Source organism: Cognatishimia maritima, assembly GCF_900129685.1.
In the GTDB taxonomy this organism is placed as follows: domain Bacteria; phylum Pseudomonadota; class Alphaproteobacteria; order Rhodobacterales; family Rhodobacteraceae; genus Cognatishimia; species Cognatishimia maritima.
Window position 1 is genome coordinate 131146 of the sequence record NZ_FQWM01000002.1, and the last position, 17544, is coordinate 148689.

Sequence of the window (17544 nt, forward strand, 5' to 3'; positions counted from 1 at the left end):
GAGAATGACCATCATGTCACATGTGTCCAACACTGCCTCGATGAAAGCTGACGCCGACTGGTGGCGCGGTGCGGTGATCTACCAAATTTACCCACGCAGCTTTCAGGACAGCAATGGCGACGGCGTCGGTGACCTAAAGGGCATCACAGAGCGCCTGCCCCATGTCGCAAGCCTTGGTGTCGATGCGATTTGGATTTCGCCGTTCTTTACGTCGCCCATGAAAGACTTTGGCTATGACGTCAGCGATTACTGCGATGTCGACCCGATGTTTGGCTCGCTTGCCGACTTTGACGCGCTGGTAGCGCGCGCCCATCAGTTGGGCCTGCGCGTGATGATTGACCTTGTGCTGAGCCATACCAGCGATCAGCATCCGTGGTTTGCAGAAAGCCGCGCCGACAAATCCAACGCCAAGTCCGATTGGTACGTCTGGGCCGATCCGAAACCAGATGGCAACCCGCCCAACAACTGGCTGTCCATCTTTGGTGGACCGGCTTGGCAGTGGGATGGGCGTCGTCAGCAGTATTACCTGCACAATTTCCTAGCCTCTCAGCCTGATTTGAACTTCCACTGCGCCGACGTACAAAAGGCGCTCTTGGACGTAGCGCAGTTTTGGCTTGAACGTGGCGTCAATGGTTTCCGACTGGACACGATCAACTTCTACGTCCACGACGCGCGGCTCAGGAACAACCCGCCGCTGGCACCTGAGGCGCGGAATTCGACCATCGCACCACAAGTGAACCCCTATAATCACCAAGAACATCTATATGATAAGAACCAGCCGGAAAACCTTGCCTTTCTGCGCAAACTGCGCGCCGTCATGGACCCCTATGGCGCTGCGGCCGTGGGTGAAGTGGGCGACGCTCAGCGCGGTTTGGAAATTCTGGGTGAATACACGGCTGGCGATGACCTGATGCAAATGTGCTATGCGTTCGAGTTCCTTGCCAACGACCGTCCGACCGCGCAAGAGGTTGCTGATGTTCTGAACAAGGTCGACGCTGTCGCAAGAGACGGTTGGGCCTGCTGGGCCTTTTCCAACCACGATGTGCAACGCCACGCCACACGCTGGCACCTCGGTTCTGAGGGCCTGAAAATGATGATCACGCTGATGATGTGCCTGCGCGGTTCAGCCTGCATTTATCAGGGCGAAGAGCTGGGCCTACCAGAAGCAGACGTCGCCTATGAAGACCTGCAAGACCCCTATGGCATTGAATTCTGGCCAGAATTCAAGGGGCGCGACGGGTGCCGCACACCGATGGTGTGGGAACGGTCCAACGATTCAGGCGGCTTTTCTCAGGGTCAGCCGTGGCTGCCTGTCAGCCCCGAGCACCTGAATGCTGCCGTCGCTGCGCAAGAAGATGACGCGGGTTCCATCCTGCATCACTACCGCCGAGCAATTGCATTGCGTCAGGGCAATGTTGCTTTGCAAAAGGGCGATCATTCGGCACCAACGGCCAATGGCTCGGTGCTGTCTTTCACTCGGACGCACGGCAGCGAAACGCTCTTCTGCGCCTTCAATCTGGGCGATGAACCGGCGCAAATCACGCTGCCCGAAGGCGCGTGGAAATCAATCGCACTTGAGCTGAACGGCGCTGTTGTCATGGATGGCACGGCGACGCTTGAGGGATGGCAACCGCTGATCGCGGTTCAGGCATAGGGAGGGCACTATGGCCGGCTTGAAACTTACGAATGTCGAAAAGACATATGGCGGCAACGTCAATGTGTTGAAAAATATCAACTTGGACATCAATCCGGGAGAGCTGGTTGTTTTTGTCGGCCCCTCGGGCTGTGGCAAGTCCACGCTGCTGCGCATGATTGCGGGGCTTGAGAAAATCACCGGGGGATCGCTTGAGATTGACGGGCAATATGTCAATGACATGCCCCCCGCCCAACGCGGGATCGCGATGGTATTTCAATCCTATGCGCTTTATCCGCATATGACCGTACGCGACAACATGGCCTTCGCCCTGAAACTCGCCAAGAAAACGCCCGCGGAAATTGACGAAGCAATTTCAAAAGCAGCCCGCGTTTTGCAGCTTGAAGAGTACCTTGATCGTCTCCCCAAAGCGCTGTCCGGCGGCCAACGCCAGCGTGTCGCCATTGGACGCGCCATCGTGCGCGACCCCAAGGTCTATCTGTTTGACGAACCGCTGTCTAACCTTGACGCCGCGTTGCGCGTGGCAACACGGATCGAAATCGCGCAACTTAAAGAAGCGATGCCCGACAGCACCATGGTCTATGTGACGCACGACCAGGTCGAGGCTATGACCCTGGCGACACGCATCGTTGTGCTGGCCAACAAAGGGATCGCGCAGGTCGGGACTCCGCTGGATCTTTATGAGCGGCCAGAGAACGAATTTGTCGCGCAATTCATCGGCTCACCCGCGATGAACCTTTTGGCAGGCGAGATTGTTGAAACCGGCGAGGTTACAACAGTCAGAACCTTCGAAGGCAACGGGACGTTTCAAGCGAACATTCCGACACGCGCAGAGGACAAGGGGCTGAAGGTGAATGTCGGCATCCGCCCCGAAGACCTTGTGGCAACCGATAACGAGAGCTACGCCTTTGCCGACACCGTCAGCATAGTCGAGGCCCTTGGCGAGGTGACGCAGCTTTATTTCGAACCGCCACGCCCCGAAGAGGACACAGATACCGTCATCGCCAAACTGCCGGGCATTCATAAGGATTTGCGCGGAAAAGAGCTTAAATTGACGGCTGCCCCATCCAAGGTACACCTGTTCAGCAATGGGCAATCCCTGCTCTATCGGTGATCATGTAGAGCGTATTGCAAAGCCCTGCCTCGGCGGGGTTTTCTTTGCGAGGCTGTATATTTCCGACTATTTAAATCGGATATTGACTTAATCGACTTTTTTAGTCAGTTTTTGCGTGCAAAGCGCGAGGACAATCCATTGAATATGCAACGTATGATTTCAGAACCCTATTCCGACATTCCAATACTGGATGCCAAACAGATCACCGGTGCGGACGGGCTGGCACGTATTGTGCTAGATGAACAGGTCTATACCCTCCGCATAACACGTGCTGGAAAACTGATCCTGACCAAATAAAATAAGGGCGGCCACATCTGCTTAGATGGGCCGCCCTTTTGCATGTCATTTAGGCCTTTAGATCAGCCTTTGCCTTTCCAAGGCACCAGCACCTTCTCGGCGTAGCGCATCAGAACGTCGATCCCGAACCCGATAATACCGATCAGGATGATACCCATGATCACGATATCGGTGTTCTGGAACTTGGACGCCGCAACGATCATCTTACCGGCACCTTTTTCCGCGGCGACAAGTTCTGCCGCAACAACCGTACCCCAGCAGACGCCCATCGCGACGCGCGCGCCCGTGAAGATCTCTGGCAATGAGTTCGGCACGATGACGTGGCGCATGATCTGCGCTTTGCTTGCCCCGAGGGAATAAGCGGCATGCACCTTAGAGATTTTCACACCAGACACACCAGATCGCGCCGCAATCGCCATGATCCACAAGGCTGCTAGGAAGAGGAGGATGATCTTACCCGTCTCCCCGATACCGGCCCAGATAATGACCAGCGGGATCAGCGCAAGCGGCGGAACCGGGCGCATGAATTCAACGATCGGATCAAACCAACCGCGGAACCAGTCGCTCAGGCCCATCGCATAGCCCAGCGGGATGCCGATGATCGCGCCGCAAACAAAGCCCAAAATCACGCGATAAAGCGAGAAGCCCAAGTGCTCCCATAGGGTGAACCCCTGAAAACCTGCGCTGGCAATTTCAATCGTACGCAAGAAAACGCCTTCGGGAGACGGAAGCCAAATGGGTTCCATCTGCCAGCCGGCATGCGGTGAAAAGTTAGGTGTTCCTTTGTCCGACAGGGTGACAACGCCGCCGTCAACTTCGACAGAACCGCCGGCATCGACAGGTTGCCCATTGATTGCGATGACCTTGGCACCTTCGTCTTTGCCAATGTCGTCGTTCTTGTCGACGCGCAGCAGCTTGGATCGCCATGCGGCAACCAACTCGGTGTCGTTCTTCGCGAACCCATCACCGGGCTCAGTTGCAATTGGCTCGACACTTTCGCCGGCCTCGTGCACCCGGAAATAGACAGTTGCGTCGTCAGTTTGACCGTTCGCCTCTGCCGTATAGGTGAAAGACGTATCCCCGATGAACGGACCCGGTGCATGCATAAAGCCTGGCAACAGTTTGGACCCGGTGAAGGCCCCCCAGATCACAAAGATCGTCACAATGGAAATCACCGAAGCCGCCCGATTGGAGCGCACTGCGCTTTCATCGCCAAAGGTCACGGTTTTCAGAGAGGTGTAATCCTGAATCGCTGTCTTATCAGCGATGAAACGGACCACGTAGAAGGCCACCACGAAGATGACCACATAAACGAGTAACGGAATCATGCTTTTTCCTCCGCGCGGCCCATAATTTCTTCTTCCATGTCCCAAATCATGCCGAGGATTTCCTCACGGCGTTCTGCGAATTCAGGGTGCTTTTTCACGTCGCGCAGGTCTTGCCCAACGCCGAGGTCCGCGAACGGCAGGCGGTATTCCTTGTGAATACGGCCAGGGCGCGGAGCCATCACGAGCAAACGTTCACCAAGCAACAATGCCTCTTCGACCGAGTGTGTGATCAGGATGATCGTCTTACCGGTCTCTTTCCAAAGTTTCAGAACCAGCGACTGCATCTTTTCGCGGGTCAGCGCGTCCAGCGCGCCCAGTGGTTCATCCATCAAAATAACGTCGGGGTCGTTGGCAAGGCAGCGCGCCAAAGACACACGTTGCTGCATACCGCCGGACAGTTCGTAGACAGCCTTCTCTTTAAAATCCTGCAGACCGACCACATCCAGAAGATGGTTGACGATCTCCGATTTTTCCTTGGCTGGCATCCCTTTCATACTGGGGCCGAAGCCCACATTGTCCCGCACGCTCATCCATTCAAACAGCGCGCCCTGCTGGAACACCATCCCGCGTTCCGCGTCCGGTCCGGTCACCTTGTGACCGTTGAGAACAATCTGCCCCTCAGTTGGTGCAAGAAACCCGGCTACGATGTTTAGCAATGTCGTTTTACCACAGCCCGAAGGGCCCAACACACTCAGCAACTCGCCAGCTTTCAAATCCAGCGACACATCCTTAAGCGCTTGGACATGCCCCCCGTCGGGCAGGTCAAACCGCATGGATATCTTATCGATCGACAGTCCTGACATGGTCCGCCTTTCTCAATTATGTTGTTGAAAGAATGATTTGGCCGACCCCCAGAGTGTCGGCCAAATCGTCCAAAAAGTTGCCCGGCAACACCAAGGTGGCCGGGCGTCGTTTTGATTACATTTCGCTTGCGGCAGTCAAAGGACCAGCGTTGACGGCACCTTCATAGGACTCAAGCGCGCCATCGATGGAACCGGATGCCACGAAGACGTCTGCAACGCCCTTCATGAAGTCAGCAACGCCGCCACCCAGCCATTTCTCACCCAATTGCTCCTCAGCACTTGGGAAGATAAAGTTGTCCAGAGTCGCTTTAGCTGCGTCAAGGTCCATACCTGCGTCTTTTGCGATAACTGGCAGCATCTCATCGGTGTTTTCACCAGAGTTCCACATGTCGTTCGCTTTAGCGGTCACAGATAGGAACTTAGAGAGGAGCTCGCCCTCTTCGGCAACGAAGTTTGCTGGTGCAGAAGTCGCGTCAAAGACCAGAATTCCTAGTTCTTCTTTCTCTGCGCCAGTCAGCAGCACATTACCGTGCTCCATCATGCGACGCAGCGCGCCACCCCAGCCGCAGGCCATGTCGATAGACCCTTGCGCCAGTGCAGCCGCAGATTCCGCAGGTGCCATATCAACGATCTCTAGGCTGTCCAAGGAGATGTCGAAATGCTCCATCTGCTTCAGGAAACCAAAGTGAGCAGCGGTACCCAAAGGTACGGCGACTTTCTTGCCTGCGAGTTCGCCCGCAGAATCTTTGTCGATTTCCAGCGCTTCAGAGACGACGCAGTTGTCATTTTCCGAGTAGCTCACGGCGACATCGACCATCTTGATATCTTGACCAGCAGAGACGGCGACAACGAAGGGCGGCACGCCCTGCGAAACAGAAATGTGGATGTCGCCAGAAGCCATTGCGGCGCTCATCGCTGTCCCGGTGTCAAAGGACACCCAGTTGACTTTGACGCCCATCGCTTCGTCATACATGCCTGTTGCTTTTGCGTATTGGAACGGCATTGGCCACTCCAAGAAGTAAGCAACGGTGATCTCTTCAAGATGGCCACCGGCCATTGCACCCTGCGCGCCGGCGAGCAGAGCAGCGGATGCAGCCATAGCGGCAAATTTGTTCTTGAATGTCATATTCATTTTCTCCCGTGTGAGTACGACCGCAGCAAGTCATGCGGCCTTAGAATCTAGGCGACTATTTTCTAGCCTTAGCTCTAGAGTTGCGCGTCTTGTCCGCAACACCTCCAATCCGAACGGAAAATTGCACACCAATCAATGATTTTTTCAGCCAAAACACCAAACATGCGATTATTGAGACCGGCGAAAAATTTCGCAAGTTTTGGAATATTTGTTTATGATCAGAAACTTAATCGGCCAAATCGAAACTTTTTGTTTGTGTCGATCTTGTAACTGGAATCAAATACATAATCATCTGGCCCTATATGGTGCGCCTAGTTTCCAAGCAATATACTTCAATCCACTGACCAGAGTCTCTGGTCCCATTTTCACGCATTGCGCCAAAAGCGCATAATCTAAGGGTGTTCCAAATGGATGGCACTTTTAAAGACAACGACCTGTCCAAGGTCGTCGCAGCCGACAAGGCAAATGTCTGGCACCACCTAAGCCAGCACAAGCAATATGAAACCAGCGATCCACGTATCATCGTGGAAGGCAAGGGCATGCGTGTCTGGGATCAAAACGGCAAAGAGTTCATCGACGCCGTTTCCGGTGGTGTCTGGACGGTGAACGTTGGCTATGGCCGCGAAGAGATTTGCGATGCCGTGCGCGACCAGTTGATGAAACTGTGCTACTTCGCGCAAACCGCTGGTTCGATCCCTGCCGCTCTGTTTGCAGAAAAACTGATCGACAAGATGCCGGGCATGTCTCGTGTGTACTACACAAACTCCGGCTCTGACGCGAACGAAAAGGTCTTTAAGATCGTGCGCCAGATTTCTCATAAGAAATACGGTGGCAAGAAACATAAGATCCTGTATCGCGACCGCGACTACCACGGCTCGACCTTGGCAGCGATGTCGGCGACAGGACAGCACGAACGTATCGCGCAATATGGTCCTTTCGCACCGGGTTTCGTGAAGGTTCCGCATTGCATGGAATACCGCAAACACGAGCTGGGTCTTGAGGACCTTTCTGGTGCGGAATTCGGTCGCGCGGCTGCGGATCAGATCGAAAAGGTCATTCTTGAAGAAGGCCCAGAAACCGTTGGCCTGCTTTGCCTCGAGCCTATCACCGCAGGTGGCGGTGTGATCGAAGCGCCTGAAGGCTATTGGGAGCGTGTGCGCGAAATTTGCGACAAGTACGACATCCTGCTGCACATCGACGAAGTTGTCTGCGGCGTCGGCCGTACCGGCAAATGGTTTGGCTACCAGCACTTCGGCATCGAACCTGACTTTGTGACGATGGCCAAAGGCGTGGCATCGGGCTATGCGGCGATTGCCTGCATGGTCACAACGGAAAAGGTCTTTGACATGTTCAAAGAAGACCCATCCGACCACATGAGCCACTTCCGCGATATCTCGACCTTTGGTGGCTGCACCGCTGGTCCGGCTGCGGCACTGGTCAACATGCAAATCATCGAAGACGAAGGCCTCTTGGAAAACACCACCAAGATGGGCGAGCGCATGCGCGCCAACTTCCTGAAGCTGCAGGAAAAGCACGCCGTGATTGGTGATGTGCGTGGCAAAGGTCTGTTCCAAGGTCTGGAACTGGTCAAAGATCGTGAAACCAAAGAGCCGGTCGACGAAGCGCAGGCACAGGCGGTAGTTGGCAACTGCGGCGCGCAGGGTGTGATCATTGGTGTGACCAACCGGTCTTTGCCAGGTCGCAACAACACGCTTTGCTTCAGCCCAGCCCTGATCGCCACCGAAGAAGACATCGACGCGATCTGCGATGCCGTCGATAACGCGCTGACCGCCGTCTTCGGCTAAACCCAACGACCCTGCCCGCGCCAAAACTGGCGCGGGCGATCCTTTTGAACAGAGACAATCCCATGTGGCCCAGCCCGCGCAAACTTTGTGGCACCCGACTAAGCCTACTGCCGCTCTCGCATGGGCACGCAGCACAGTTGGCACAAGCAACACTTGCTGAACCGCATCTGCCCGAGGGCTGCCGACTACCCGTGCGCCACGATATGCAGGGAGAAATCTCTTATCTGCTGGAACGGCAGGCGGATGGCAAAGCACTGACATACGTCGTGCAAGCCAGCACTGCGCAGCTTTTGGGCTGGACAGGCTTTTCCGCCATTGATCGCGCACATAAGAAGCTTGAAGTCGGCAACACGTGGCTTGCCACGAAGGACGACGGCCTTTTCACCGAAATGATGGTCATGCTTTTGACCTATGGCTTTGACATTGCCAAAGCCAACACCATTCAATTCCGTGCACATGCTGACAACGCAGCGCACCGGTCCCGGCTTACGGCGCTGGGTGCTCAACTTGATGGCATTCTGCGTGGCGACCAGATCGACCGGACCGGCGCGCCGCAGGATATCTCGATTTATTCGCTCTTGCGGACGGAGTGGGCCAAGACCAATGCGCAGCTTTTGGCGCAGTTGCAATAGATCCGCAATGGCGGCGACAACGCGGGCATTCTGCCCCAATTTTGTGATCAAGATTCAGTCATCTTTACGCCTGCAAGGGCTTGCCCTGAAAATGAATTCGCTGAAAAATAACGCCAGACGATCCCAAAATAAGTCCAGTTAGGGAAAGATCATGTCCATCTCTGTCGATACATTCTTTCTCAACCCGCAATTTCAAGGAACGCTGCAATCCCAGATCCAGCAGATGATTGCAGAGGGGATATTATCAGGCCGTTTTCGGCAGGGTGAAAAACTGCCCTCGACACGCAAACTGGCGTCGCACCTAGGGGTCAGCCGGATTACTGTGACGCTGGCCTATACGGAATTGCTGGCCAACGACTACCTCTCGTCGCGTGGTCGATCAGGTTACTTCGTGTCCGAGAATGCACCAGAGCCGCCACCGTTTGAAGCGCTGCGCCAAAACGGTGATTCCGTCGATTGGAATCGCGCGATTGGGCGCCGCTACACGGGCGGCGACACCCCGCGCAAACCCGTCGATTGGGCGCGCTATCGCTATCCGTTCATCTATGGCCAAACCGATAGCAGCCTTTTTGATCACGCCAACTGGCGTCTCTGCGCGATACAGGCTTTGGGGCAAAAAGACTTTGCCGCGCTGACAACCGACTACTGTGATCTGGAAGACGAGCGGCTGGTTGAATTCATCGTGCGTCACACCCTGCCCCGCCGTGGTATCGTGGCTCGTCCCGAAGAGGTGCTGATTACGGTGGGGGCACAAAACGCCCTTTGGCTGACCGCACAGGTCCTGCTGACACAAAGGCGCACGGCCGCGATCGAGGACCCATGCTATCACGCGCTGCGCGATATCTTGACCCAATCCCGCTGTCACCTCGTCCCGCTTCCGGTAGACCGTGACGGCCTGCCACCGCACGCTATCCCCTCGGAAACAGACGTTATTTTTACAACGCCAAGCCATCAGTGCCCGACCGCAGCCACCATGCCAATGTCGCGTCGCGAGCAACTTTTGGATCGTGCGCGCGAGTTGGATGCCCTGATTGTGGAGGATGACTATGAATTCGAGATGTCCTTCCTGAACCCACCGTCCCCTGCGTTGAAATCCCTGGATCGTGACGGACGGGTGATCTATGTCGGGAGCTTTTCAAAATCCATCTTCCCCGGCTTGCGTCTTGGCTATTTGGTCGGGGCCGAAAGCTTCATCCGCGAAGCGCGTGCTTTGCGGGCCTCTGTGCTGCGTCACCCTCCGGGGCACACGATGCGGACGGCGGCCTACTTCCTTTCCCTTGGGCATTACGACGCCTCGATTCGCCGCCTTCGAATCGCTCTGAAGGAACGCCGTGAGGCCATGCAAAATGCGATACAGGCGAATGGGTTGACCATCGCCGGTCAAGGCGCACATGGCGGCAGTTCGTTCTGGATGCGCGCGCCAAACGGCGTTGACACCGAGGTTTTGGCGGAACAGCTAAAGCCAAAAGGCGTATTGATTGAACCGGGTCGGCCATTCTTTTTCGGCCATGATCGACCAAAAGAGTTCTATCGCCTCGCCTATTCTTCTATCCCGAAAGATCGAATTTCTCAGGGAATTCAATTAATTGCCGAAACGATGAGCGACTAGTCACTCGTTAAGACTTTCGTGTTTCCTAGCATCTAAAGTCATTTTTCACGGCAGCCGTGCGAAATATTATTACTGCTTCATTTGTTGACTTTTGAGACCAAAAGTGTCATTTTCTGTGCAATACGCAAAAACCACATGATGCCAGGACACCCTCGATGCGCCTCAACTGGATATATTCCGCAAGAGTTATTGGGACTACTGGCCCTATGCCCAAGACCCTAATCTAACCGAGTCCGAGCACTGCTCGCTCCACTCTCGTTCTCAGGAGACGAACCCATGAAAATGACAACCGAAGAAGCCTTTGTAAAAGTGCTTCAGATGCACGGTATCGACAATGCTTTCGGCATTATCGGTTCCGCAATGATGCCGATTTCCGACCTTTTCCCGGCGGCTGGCATCAAGTTCTTTGACTGCGCGCACGAGTGCAACGCAGGCATGATGGCAGACGGTTACACCCGTGCGACTGGCAAGATGTCCATGATGGTTGCGCAAAACGGCCCCGGTATCACCTCTTTGGTCACACCGATCAAAACAGCTTACTGGAACCACACACCACTGCTGATCGTGACCCCACAGGCGGCCAACAAAACCATCGGCCAAGGTGGCTTCCAAGAAGTAGAACAAATGGCTCTGCTGGAAGATATGGTTGCCTACCAAGAAGAAGTGCGCGACGCGTCCCGTATCGCAGAGGTTCTGAACCGCGTGATCATGCAAGCGAAGCGCGCTTCTGCGCCTGCGCAAATCAACGTGCCACGTGACTTCTGGACTCAAGTGATCGACATCGAACTGCCAGCGGTTGTTGAATTCGAACGCCCACAAGGTGGCGAAGAAGCGGTTAAGAAAGCCGCTGAACTGCTGTCCAACGCGAAATTCCCAGTGATCCTGAACGGCGCAGGCGTTGTTCTGGCGGACGCAATCGGCGACTCTGCAGAGTTGGCAGAGCGTCTGACAGCACCTGTCTGCGTTGGCTACCAGCACAACGACGCCTTCCCAGGCTCTCACCCGCTGTTTGCTGGCCCACTGGGCTACAACGGTTCGAAAGCCGGTATGGAACTCATCTCGAAAGCGGATGTTGTTCTGGCGCTTGGTACACGTCTGAACCCATTCTCCACGCTGCCGGGCTATGGCATCGATTATTGGCCACGTGACGCGAAGATCATTCAGGTCGACATCAACCCTGATCGTATCGGCCTGACCAAGCCAGTCTCTGTTGGTATCGTTGGCGACGCAAAGAAAGTGGCGCAGGGCATCCTTGCACAGCTGTCTGGCACCGCAGGTGACGAAGGTCGCGACGCACGTAAAAACACCATCGCAGATGCAAAATCCACATGGGCGCAACAGCTGACCTCTATGGATCACGAGGACGACGATCCGGGCACCACCTGGAACGAGCGTGCACGCGGTCGCGAGCCAGAAAAGATGTCCCCACGTATGGCATGGCGTGCGATCCAAGCAGCGCTGCCAAAAGATGCGATCATCTCTTCTGACATCGGCAACAACTGCGCAATCGGTAACGCGTACCCTTCTTTTGAAGACGGCCGCAAATACCTTGCACCTGGCCTGTTCGGCCCATGTGGCTATGGCTTCCCAGCGATCTGCGGCGCGAAAGTGGGCTGCCCAGATACACCGGTTGTTGGCTTTGCTGGCGACGGCGCATTCGGCATCTCCATGAACGAGATGGTCTCTGTGAACCGTGACGACTGGCCACCAATCACCATGGTGATCTTCCGCAACTACCAGTGGGGTGCGGAAAAGCGGAACACCACGCTGTGGTTTGACGACAACTTCGTGGGCACAGAGCTGTCCAAAGAAGTGTCCTACGCAGGCATCGCCAAAGCATGTGGCGTGCACGGCGTTGCCGTCACATCCATGGATCAGTTGACCGACGAGCTGGCCAAAGCGGTCAAGCGTCAGATGGAAGACAAAGAAACCACCTTCATCGAGGTTCTGCTGAACCAAGAACTGGGTGAACCATTCCGTCGCGACGCCATGAAGAAGCCTGTCCAAGTGGCTGGCATCAACCGCGAAGACATGCGCGCGCAATAATTGGTCAAAAGGACGGACCCGAATGACTCTTCTCCCTCAGGAGCTGCTGAAATCAAAGGCTCCGTCCAACCGACCTGTTATTTCCCTATGTGAAGGCAGTGATCCCCGCATCGTCGCGGGGGCGCTTGCCGCCCATCAGGCCGATCTGGCCGACGTTATTCTTGTAGGCGACGCTGACGCTGTCCGCACCGAACTGGCAAACCAGGGTGCGTCTGAAAGCGCAGGTGTTCAGGTCCATGACCCGCTGACCTCGCCCCTCACATCCGATTTTGCAGCTGAGTATCACAGCCTACGCAAACACAAAGGCGTCGACGAAGCCAAGGCGCTGTCGGCTGTTCAGACACCGGTTGTCTATGCCGCCATGCTTGTCCGTCTTGGTCATGCGACAGGCACCGTTGGCGGCGCTGTGCTCACCACTGGAGAGATCGTGCGCAGCGCGATCCAAGTCATTGGCATGGCCAAAGACGCCGCAATGGTTTCCAGCTTTTTCCTGATGTACCCGCCCGAAACGGCGACCACAGGCGCGCGCGCGATGCTTTATTCCGACTGCGGGCTGGTGATTGATCCAAGCGCCAAAGAACTTGCTGAAATCGCCAAGGCCTCCGCCAAATCCTGTCAGGCGCTGTTGGAAACAGATCCCAAAATCGCTTTCCTCAGCTTTTCGACCAAGGGCAGCGCACGCCATGACGCCGTGAGCAAAGTCTCTGAGGGCCTGGCCATTTTCAAAGACGCAGCACCCGAGATCGAAGCTGATGGCGAGTTCCAATTCGACGCGGCCTTTGTGCCAGCGGTGGGCGCGCGCAAGGCCCCCGGCTCTGACGTTGCGGGCCATGCCAATGTGATGATCTTCCCGAACTTGGACGCGGGCAACATCGGTTACAAAATCACCCAGCGCCTTGGCGGCTATATGGCCATCGGCCCGGTGATGCAGGGGCTTGCCAAACCCGCCAATGACCTGTCGCGCGGCTGCACCGCCCAAGATGTCACCCAAATGATCGCCGTGACTGCTTTGCAGGCGCTGAAATAATGTTGATCAATCCGTTTGCCCTTGCCGTTTTGGTATTTTCTCCTCATCAAGAGCACGGAGAGGAAAAAAATCCCAAATGGCCATGACATCAGGGAAATCCACCCAGCGCCCCGCGCCTATGGGCAATGCGCTTTGCGCACACTTTGGTTTGTTCCCTTCTTGCCTAACCGTGCGACCCGATTTCGGCGCAGCATCTCCAATGACGGTACTTCGCCTATGACTGCTTCCCTCGCCACCTCACCCAATATTCTGAACCGGGTCAAAGCGAAGGCACACGCCCTATTTCCGGGCGTCATGGTGTCTGTCATGGTGGCCGTCGCTGCGAAGTTTCTGTCGGAACACTACGCGACTCCAGCGATGTTGCTGGCCCTGCTTCTTGGGATCGCAGTAAGTTTTCTGTCGGAAGATGGAAAAGCCGTCGCAGGTATCGGATTCTCCGCCCGTACCTTGCTGCGCCTCGGGGTGGCACTACTTGGCGTGCGCATTTCAATGGACCTGATGGCCAGCCTAGGCCTTGAATTGATCCTTCTGGTCGTCGCTGGTGTCATCGCGACTATAGGCTTTGGTATCGCCTTTGGGCGCGTGTTCGGTCACAAATGGCGCTTTTCGTTTCTGACCGCAGGCTCAGTTGCGATCTGTGGCGCCTCCGCCGCAATGGCCATTATTGCAATCCTTCCAAAAGACGAACGTTCAGAAGAGCGCCTGATCTTCACGGTGCTTGGCGTAACTGTTCTCTCGACAATTGCCATGATTGCCTATCCGGTGCTCGTGAATTGGCTCGAACTGACGGAATTGCAGGGCGGGGTCTTCCTCGGCGGGACAATTCACGACGTGGCACAGGTGGTTGGCGCAGGGTTTTCAATCTCTGAATACACCGGCGACACCGCCACACTTGTGAAACTGATCCGTGTCGCGACTTTGGCACCGGTTGTCCTTGTGGCGTCGCTCCTCATCCGCCATTTCGCCGAACTACCAGAGGACGGCAAACGACCGCCGGTTCTGCCTATGTTTGTGGTCGGTTTCCTAGCGCTCGCCGCATTGAATTCATTCCACCTGATCCCGGCCTTTGTCGCGGATTTTCTTAGCCAAGCCTCGCGCTGGCTTCTGCTGATTGCGATCGCCGCCGTCGGAATGAAAACCAACCTTAAGCAAATCCTCTCCGTCGGTGGCGCAGCCATCGCGCTGATCGTCCTCGAAACCGTCTTTATTGCAGCCTTCATTCTTGCGGGGATCAAGCTGCTGACGTGACGCCAAAATAAAACAGGGAAGCCCGATGACATTCCAGCAACCTAAAATCGATACATCTCCGAAGGTCTCTGACGAGATACGCAAAACCACCTGTTACATGTGCGCGTGTCGTTGCGGCATCAATGTTCATATGAAAGACGGCAAGGTTGCTTACATCGAGGGCAACCGGGACCACCCAGTGAACCAGGGTGTTCTTTGCGCGAAAGGCTCTGCTGGCATCATGCAGGTCAACGCGCCATCACGGCTGAAAGCACCGATGAAGCGTGTGGGGCCACGCGGCTCTGGTGAATTCGAAGAAATCAGTTGGGAGGAGGCGCTGGATATGGCCGTCGCGCGCCTGAAGCCGCTGCGTGACAACGCGCCTGAGAAACTGGCGTTTTTCACCGGTCGTGACCAGTCCCAATCTTTCACCGGCTTCTGGGCGCAGAACTTCGGGACACCGAACTTTGCAGCACACGGCGGCTTCTGCTCTGTAAACATGGCGGCTGGCGGAATTTACACCATGGGCGGCGCCTTCTGGGAGTTCGGTCAGCCGGATTGGGATCGCGCGAAACTCTTTATGATCTTCGGTGTTGCCGAAGACCACGACAGTAACCCCATCAAAATGGGTATCGGCAAAATCAAAGGCCGCGGCGGCAAAGTCATTGGCGTGAACCCTGTGCGCTCTGGCTATAACGCTGTCGCAGACGAATGGGTTGGCATCACGCCGGGCACCGATGGCCTCTTTATTCTTTCGCTGGTGCATGAGCTGATGAAAGCCGGCAAAATCGATCTGGAGTATCTTGCGCAGTTCACCAATGCGCCGGGCCTGATCGATCCCGAAACCGGGCTGCTGCTGCGCAATGCAGATGACAAAGTCATGGTTGTCGACAGCGTTACCGGTGATCTGGTGCCGTTTGATCAAAAAGGCGCGCGTCCAAACCTTGGCGCGACCTACAAAGCAGACGGCAAGACCTACACCACGGTTATGGCGAAGATGGCCGAGAAATATCTCGACCCGCAATACGCGCCAGAGAACGTGGCTGAGAAGACCGGAGTCTCTGCTAAGAAGATCAAAACCATTGCGGCAGAACTGGCGCGTGTGGCCTTTGAAGAAAGCTTTACGCTGGATCACGCGTGGACCGACTTCCGCGGCGACAAACACGATAAGATGATTGGTCGCCCGGTGGCGATGCACGCAATGCGTGGCATCTCTGCCCACTCCAACGGTTTCCAGACATGCCGCGCACTACATGTGTTGCAGATCGTTCTTGGCACTGTTGAAGTGCCGGGTGGCTTCCGCTTTAAGCCGCCTTATCCAAAGCCGATTGAACAGCATCCAAAGCCACACGGCAAAGTCTCCAAAAGCGCGCCATTGGATGGTCCGCATCTGGGCTTTACCCGTGGTCCAGAGGACCTGATGCTGAAAGAAGACGGTTCTCCGATCCGCATCGATAAAGCCTTCACTTGGGAAAACCCAATGTCGAGCCACGGTCTGATGCATATGGTGATCTCTAACGCGCATGCGGGCGATCCCTACAAGATCGACACGCTCTTCATGTATATGGCGAACATGTCGTGGAACTCTTCGATGAATACCCGCGGCGTGATCGAGATGCTGACTGACAAGGATGAGAACGGCGACTATGTGATCCCGTATCTGATCTACTCCGATGCCTATAGCTCTGAGATGGTCGCCTACGCTGACCTGATCCTGCCAGATACCACCTATCTGGAACGCCACGACTGCATCTCACTCTTGGATCGTCCGATCTGTGAAGCAGACGCAGCGGCAGACGCCATTCGCTGGCCCGTCATTGAACCTGATCGCGATGTACGCGGCTTCCAATCCACGCTGATCCATCTTGCAAACCGTCTGGGCATGCAGGGTTTTGTGAATGAAGACGGCTCCGCCAAATGGAAAGACTACGCCGATTACATCGTCAACCACGAGCGCAAGCCGGGCATTGGCCCATTGGCGGGCTTCCGTGGCAAAGACGGAGATAAGGTTGGCCGTGGCGAAGTGAACCCAGATCAGCTGGATCGCTACATCGAAAACGGCGGCTTCTTTGTGGAGCATATCCCTGAGGGGGCTGATTACTACAAGCCCTGGAACAGCGCCTACCAAGATTGGGCCGTGGGCATGGGCATCTACGATGCGCCGTCGCCTTATCTGTTCCAGCTGTATTCCGAGCCTATGCGCAAGTTCCAACGCGCCGCCGAAGGCCATGGCGACCGCCAGCCTCCAGAAAACCTGCGTGAGCGCGTGAAATATGTGATGGACCCGCTGCCCTTTTGGTATGAGCCCTTTGAGGACACCGCGGTTGATCTGGATGAATACCCAATCCACGCCCTGACCCAGCGTCCAATGGCGATGTACCACTCTTGGGGTACCCAGAACGCTTGGCTGCGCCAGTTGCACGGCACCAACCCGCTGTATCTGCCGACCAAGCTTTGGGAAAAATACGGCTTCAAAGAAGGCGATTGGGCCAAGGTCACCTCGACCCACGGCACCATAACCGTACCTGTCGCCCTACAGGAAGCGCTGAACGACAACACGGTTTGGACCTGGAACGCGATTGGCAAACGCAAAGGCGCTTGGGCGCTGGACAAAGACGCGCCAGAAGCCAAGCAGGGCTTCTTGCTGAACCATCTGATCCACGAACTATTGCCTGCCAAAGGCGACGGTTTGCGCGTTGCCAACTCTGACCCAATCACCGGTCAGGCAGCATGGTTTGATTTGCGCGTGAAAATCGAAAAGGCTGACGCCCCAGCAGGTGAGCAGTCTCAGCCAGCCTTCCCAGAGATCAAGTCTCCGGTCGGCCAAGGCCCAGATCATCTGGAATGGAAGGTGGGCAAATGATGACCAA

At 55.7% G+C, this 17544-nt stretch carries 13 protein-coding genes; 10 read left to right on the forward strand and 3 right to left on the reverse strand.

Annotated elements, in window-relative coordinates:
- The first annotated feature begins 4 nt into the window (after positions 1 to 4).
- The 3 genes from BUA39_RS06055 to hemP all read left to right on the forward strand — a co-directional run bounded on the left by BUA39_RS06055 (position 5) and on the right by hemP (position 3065).
- The gene (locus BUA39_RS06055; RefSeq protein WP_242648545.1) at positions 5 to 1654 is read left to right on the forward strand and encodes an alpha-glucosidase; all 1650 of its coding nucleotides are present in this window, start codon (positions 5 to 7) and stop codon (positions 1652 to 1654) included.
- Positions 1655 to 1664: 10 nt separating this feature from the next.
- Positions 1665 to 2768, forward strand: a complete 1104-nt coding sequence (locus BUA39_RS06060; RefSeq protein WP_072791971.1) for an ABC transporter ATP-binding protein — start codon at positions 1665 to 1667, stop codon at positions 2766 to 2768.
- A 144-nt stretch (positions 2769 to 2912) separates the two neighbouring features.
- Positions 2913 to 3065, forward strand: a complete 153-nt coding sequence (gene hemP, locus BUA39_RS06065; protein WP_072791972.1) for a hemin uptake protein HemP — start codon at positions 2913 to 2915, stop codon at positions 3063 to 3065.
- 62 nt (positions 3066 to 3127) lie between these two features.
- On the opposite strand, the gene BUA39_RS06070 is transcribed toward hemP, so the two are convergent.
- The 3 genes from BUA39_RS06070 to BUA39_RS06080 form a co-directional block, all read right to left on the reverse strand.
- On the reverse strand, positions 3128 to 4393 hold the full coding sequence (locus BUA39_RS06070) for an ABC transporter permease (RefSeq protein WP_072791974.1): 1266 nt from the start codon (positions 4391 to 4393) through the stop codon (positions 3128 to 3130).
- Complete coding sequence (locus BUA39_RS06075) at positions 4390 to 5196, reverse strand: taurine ABC transporter ATP-binding protein (RefSeq protein ID WP_072791975.1); 807 nt, start codon at positions 5194 to 5196, stop codon at positions 4390 to 4392. Before BUA39_RS06075 ends, BUA39_RS06070 begins: the two co-directional genes overlap by 4 nt.
- A 115-nt stretch (positions 5197 to 5311) precedes the next feature.
- Positions 5312 to 6322, reverse strand: coding sequence for a taurine ABC transporter substrate-binding protein (locus BUA39_RS06080; protein ID WP_072792680.1), 1011 nt, complete (start codon positions 6320 to 6322; stop codon positions 5312 to 5314).
- A gap of 413 nt (positions 6323 to 6735) precedes the next feature.
- Between BUA39_RS06080 and BUA39_RS06085 the strand changes: the two genes are divergently transcribed.
- From BUA39_RS06085 to BUA39_RS06115, 7 genes are all read left to right on the forward strand, one after another.
- On the forward strand, positions 6736 to 8133 hold the full coding sequence (locus BUA39_RS06085; RefSeq protein WP_072791977.1) for an aminotransferase family protein: 1398 nt from the start codon (positions 6736 to 6738) through the stop codon (positions 8131 to 8133).
- Between the two features lie 62 nt (positions 8134 to 8195).
- Complete coding sequence (locus BUA39_RS06090) at positions 8196 to 8765, forward strand: GNAT family N-acetyltransferase (RefSeq protein WP_072791978.1); 570 nt, start codon at positions 8196 to 8198, stop codon at positions 8763 to 8765.
- 151 nt (positions 8766 to 8916) lie between these two features.
- Positions 8917 to 10374 (forward strand): MocR-like pyridoxine biosynthesis transcription factor PdxR, encoded by a 1458-nt coding sequence (gene pdxR, locus BUA39_RS06095; protein WP_072791980.1) that lies wholly within the window; start codon positions 8917 to 8919, stop codon positions 10372 to 10374.
- Between the two features lie 276 nt (positions 10375 to 10650).
- Complete coding sequence (gene xsc / locus BUA39_RS06100) at positions 10651 to 12420, forward strand: sulfoacetaldehyde acetyltransferase (RefSeq protein ID WP_072791981.1); 1770 nt, start codon at positions 10651 to 10653, stop codon at positions 12418 to 12420.
- Between the two features lie 22 nt (positions 12421 to 12442).
- The gene (gene pta / locus BUA39_RS06105; RefSeq protein WP_072791983.1) at positions 12443 to 13447 is read left to right on the forward strand and encodes a phosphate acetyltransferase; all 1005 of its coding nucleotides are present in this window, start codon (positions 12443 to 12445) and stop codon (positions 13445 to 13447) included.
- 216 nt (positions 13448 to 13663) lie between these two features.
- The gene (locus BUA39_RS06110; protein ID WP_072791985.1) at positions 13664 to 14695 is read left to right on the forward strand and encodes a YeiH family protein; all 1032 of its coding nucleotides are present in this window, start codon (positions 13664 to 13666) and stop codon (positions 14693 to 14695) included.
- A 25-nt stretch (positions 14696 to 14720) separates the two neighbouring features.
- Positions 14721 to 17537: a molybdopterin oxidoreductase family protein gene (locus tag BUA39_RS06115; RefSeq protein WP_072791986.1), complete on the forward strand. Its 2817-nt coding sequence runs from the start codon at positions 14721 to 14723 to the stop codon at positions 17535 to 17537.
- The last annotated feature ends 7 nt before the right edge of the window (positions 17538 to 17544 follow it).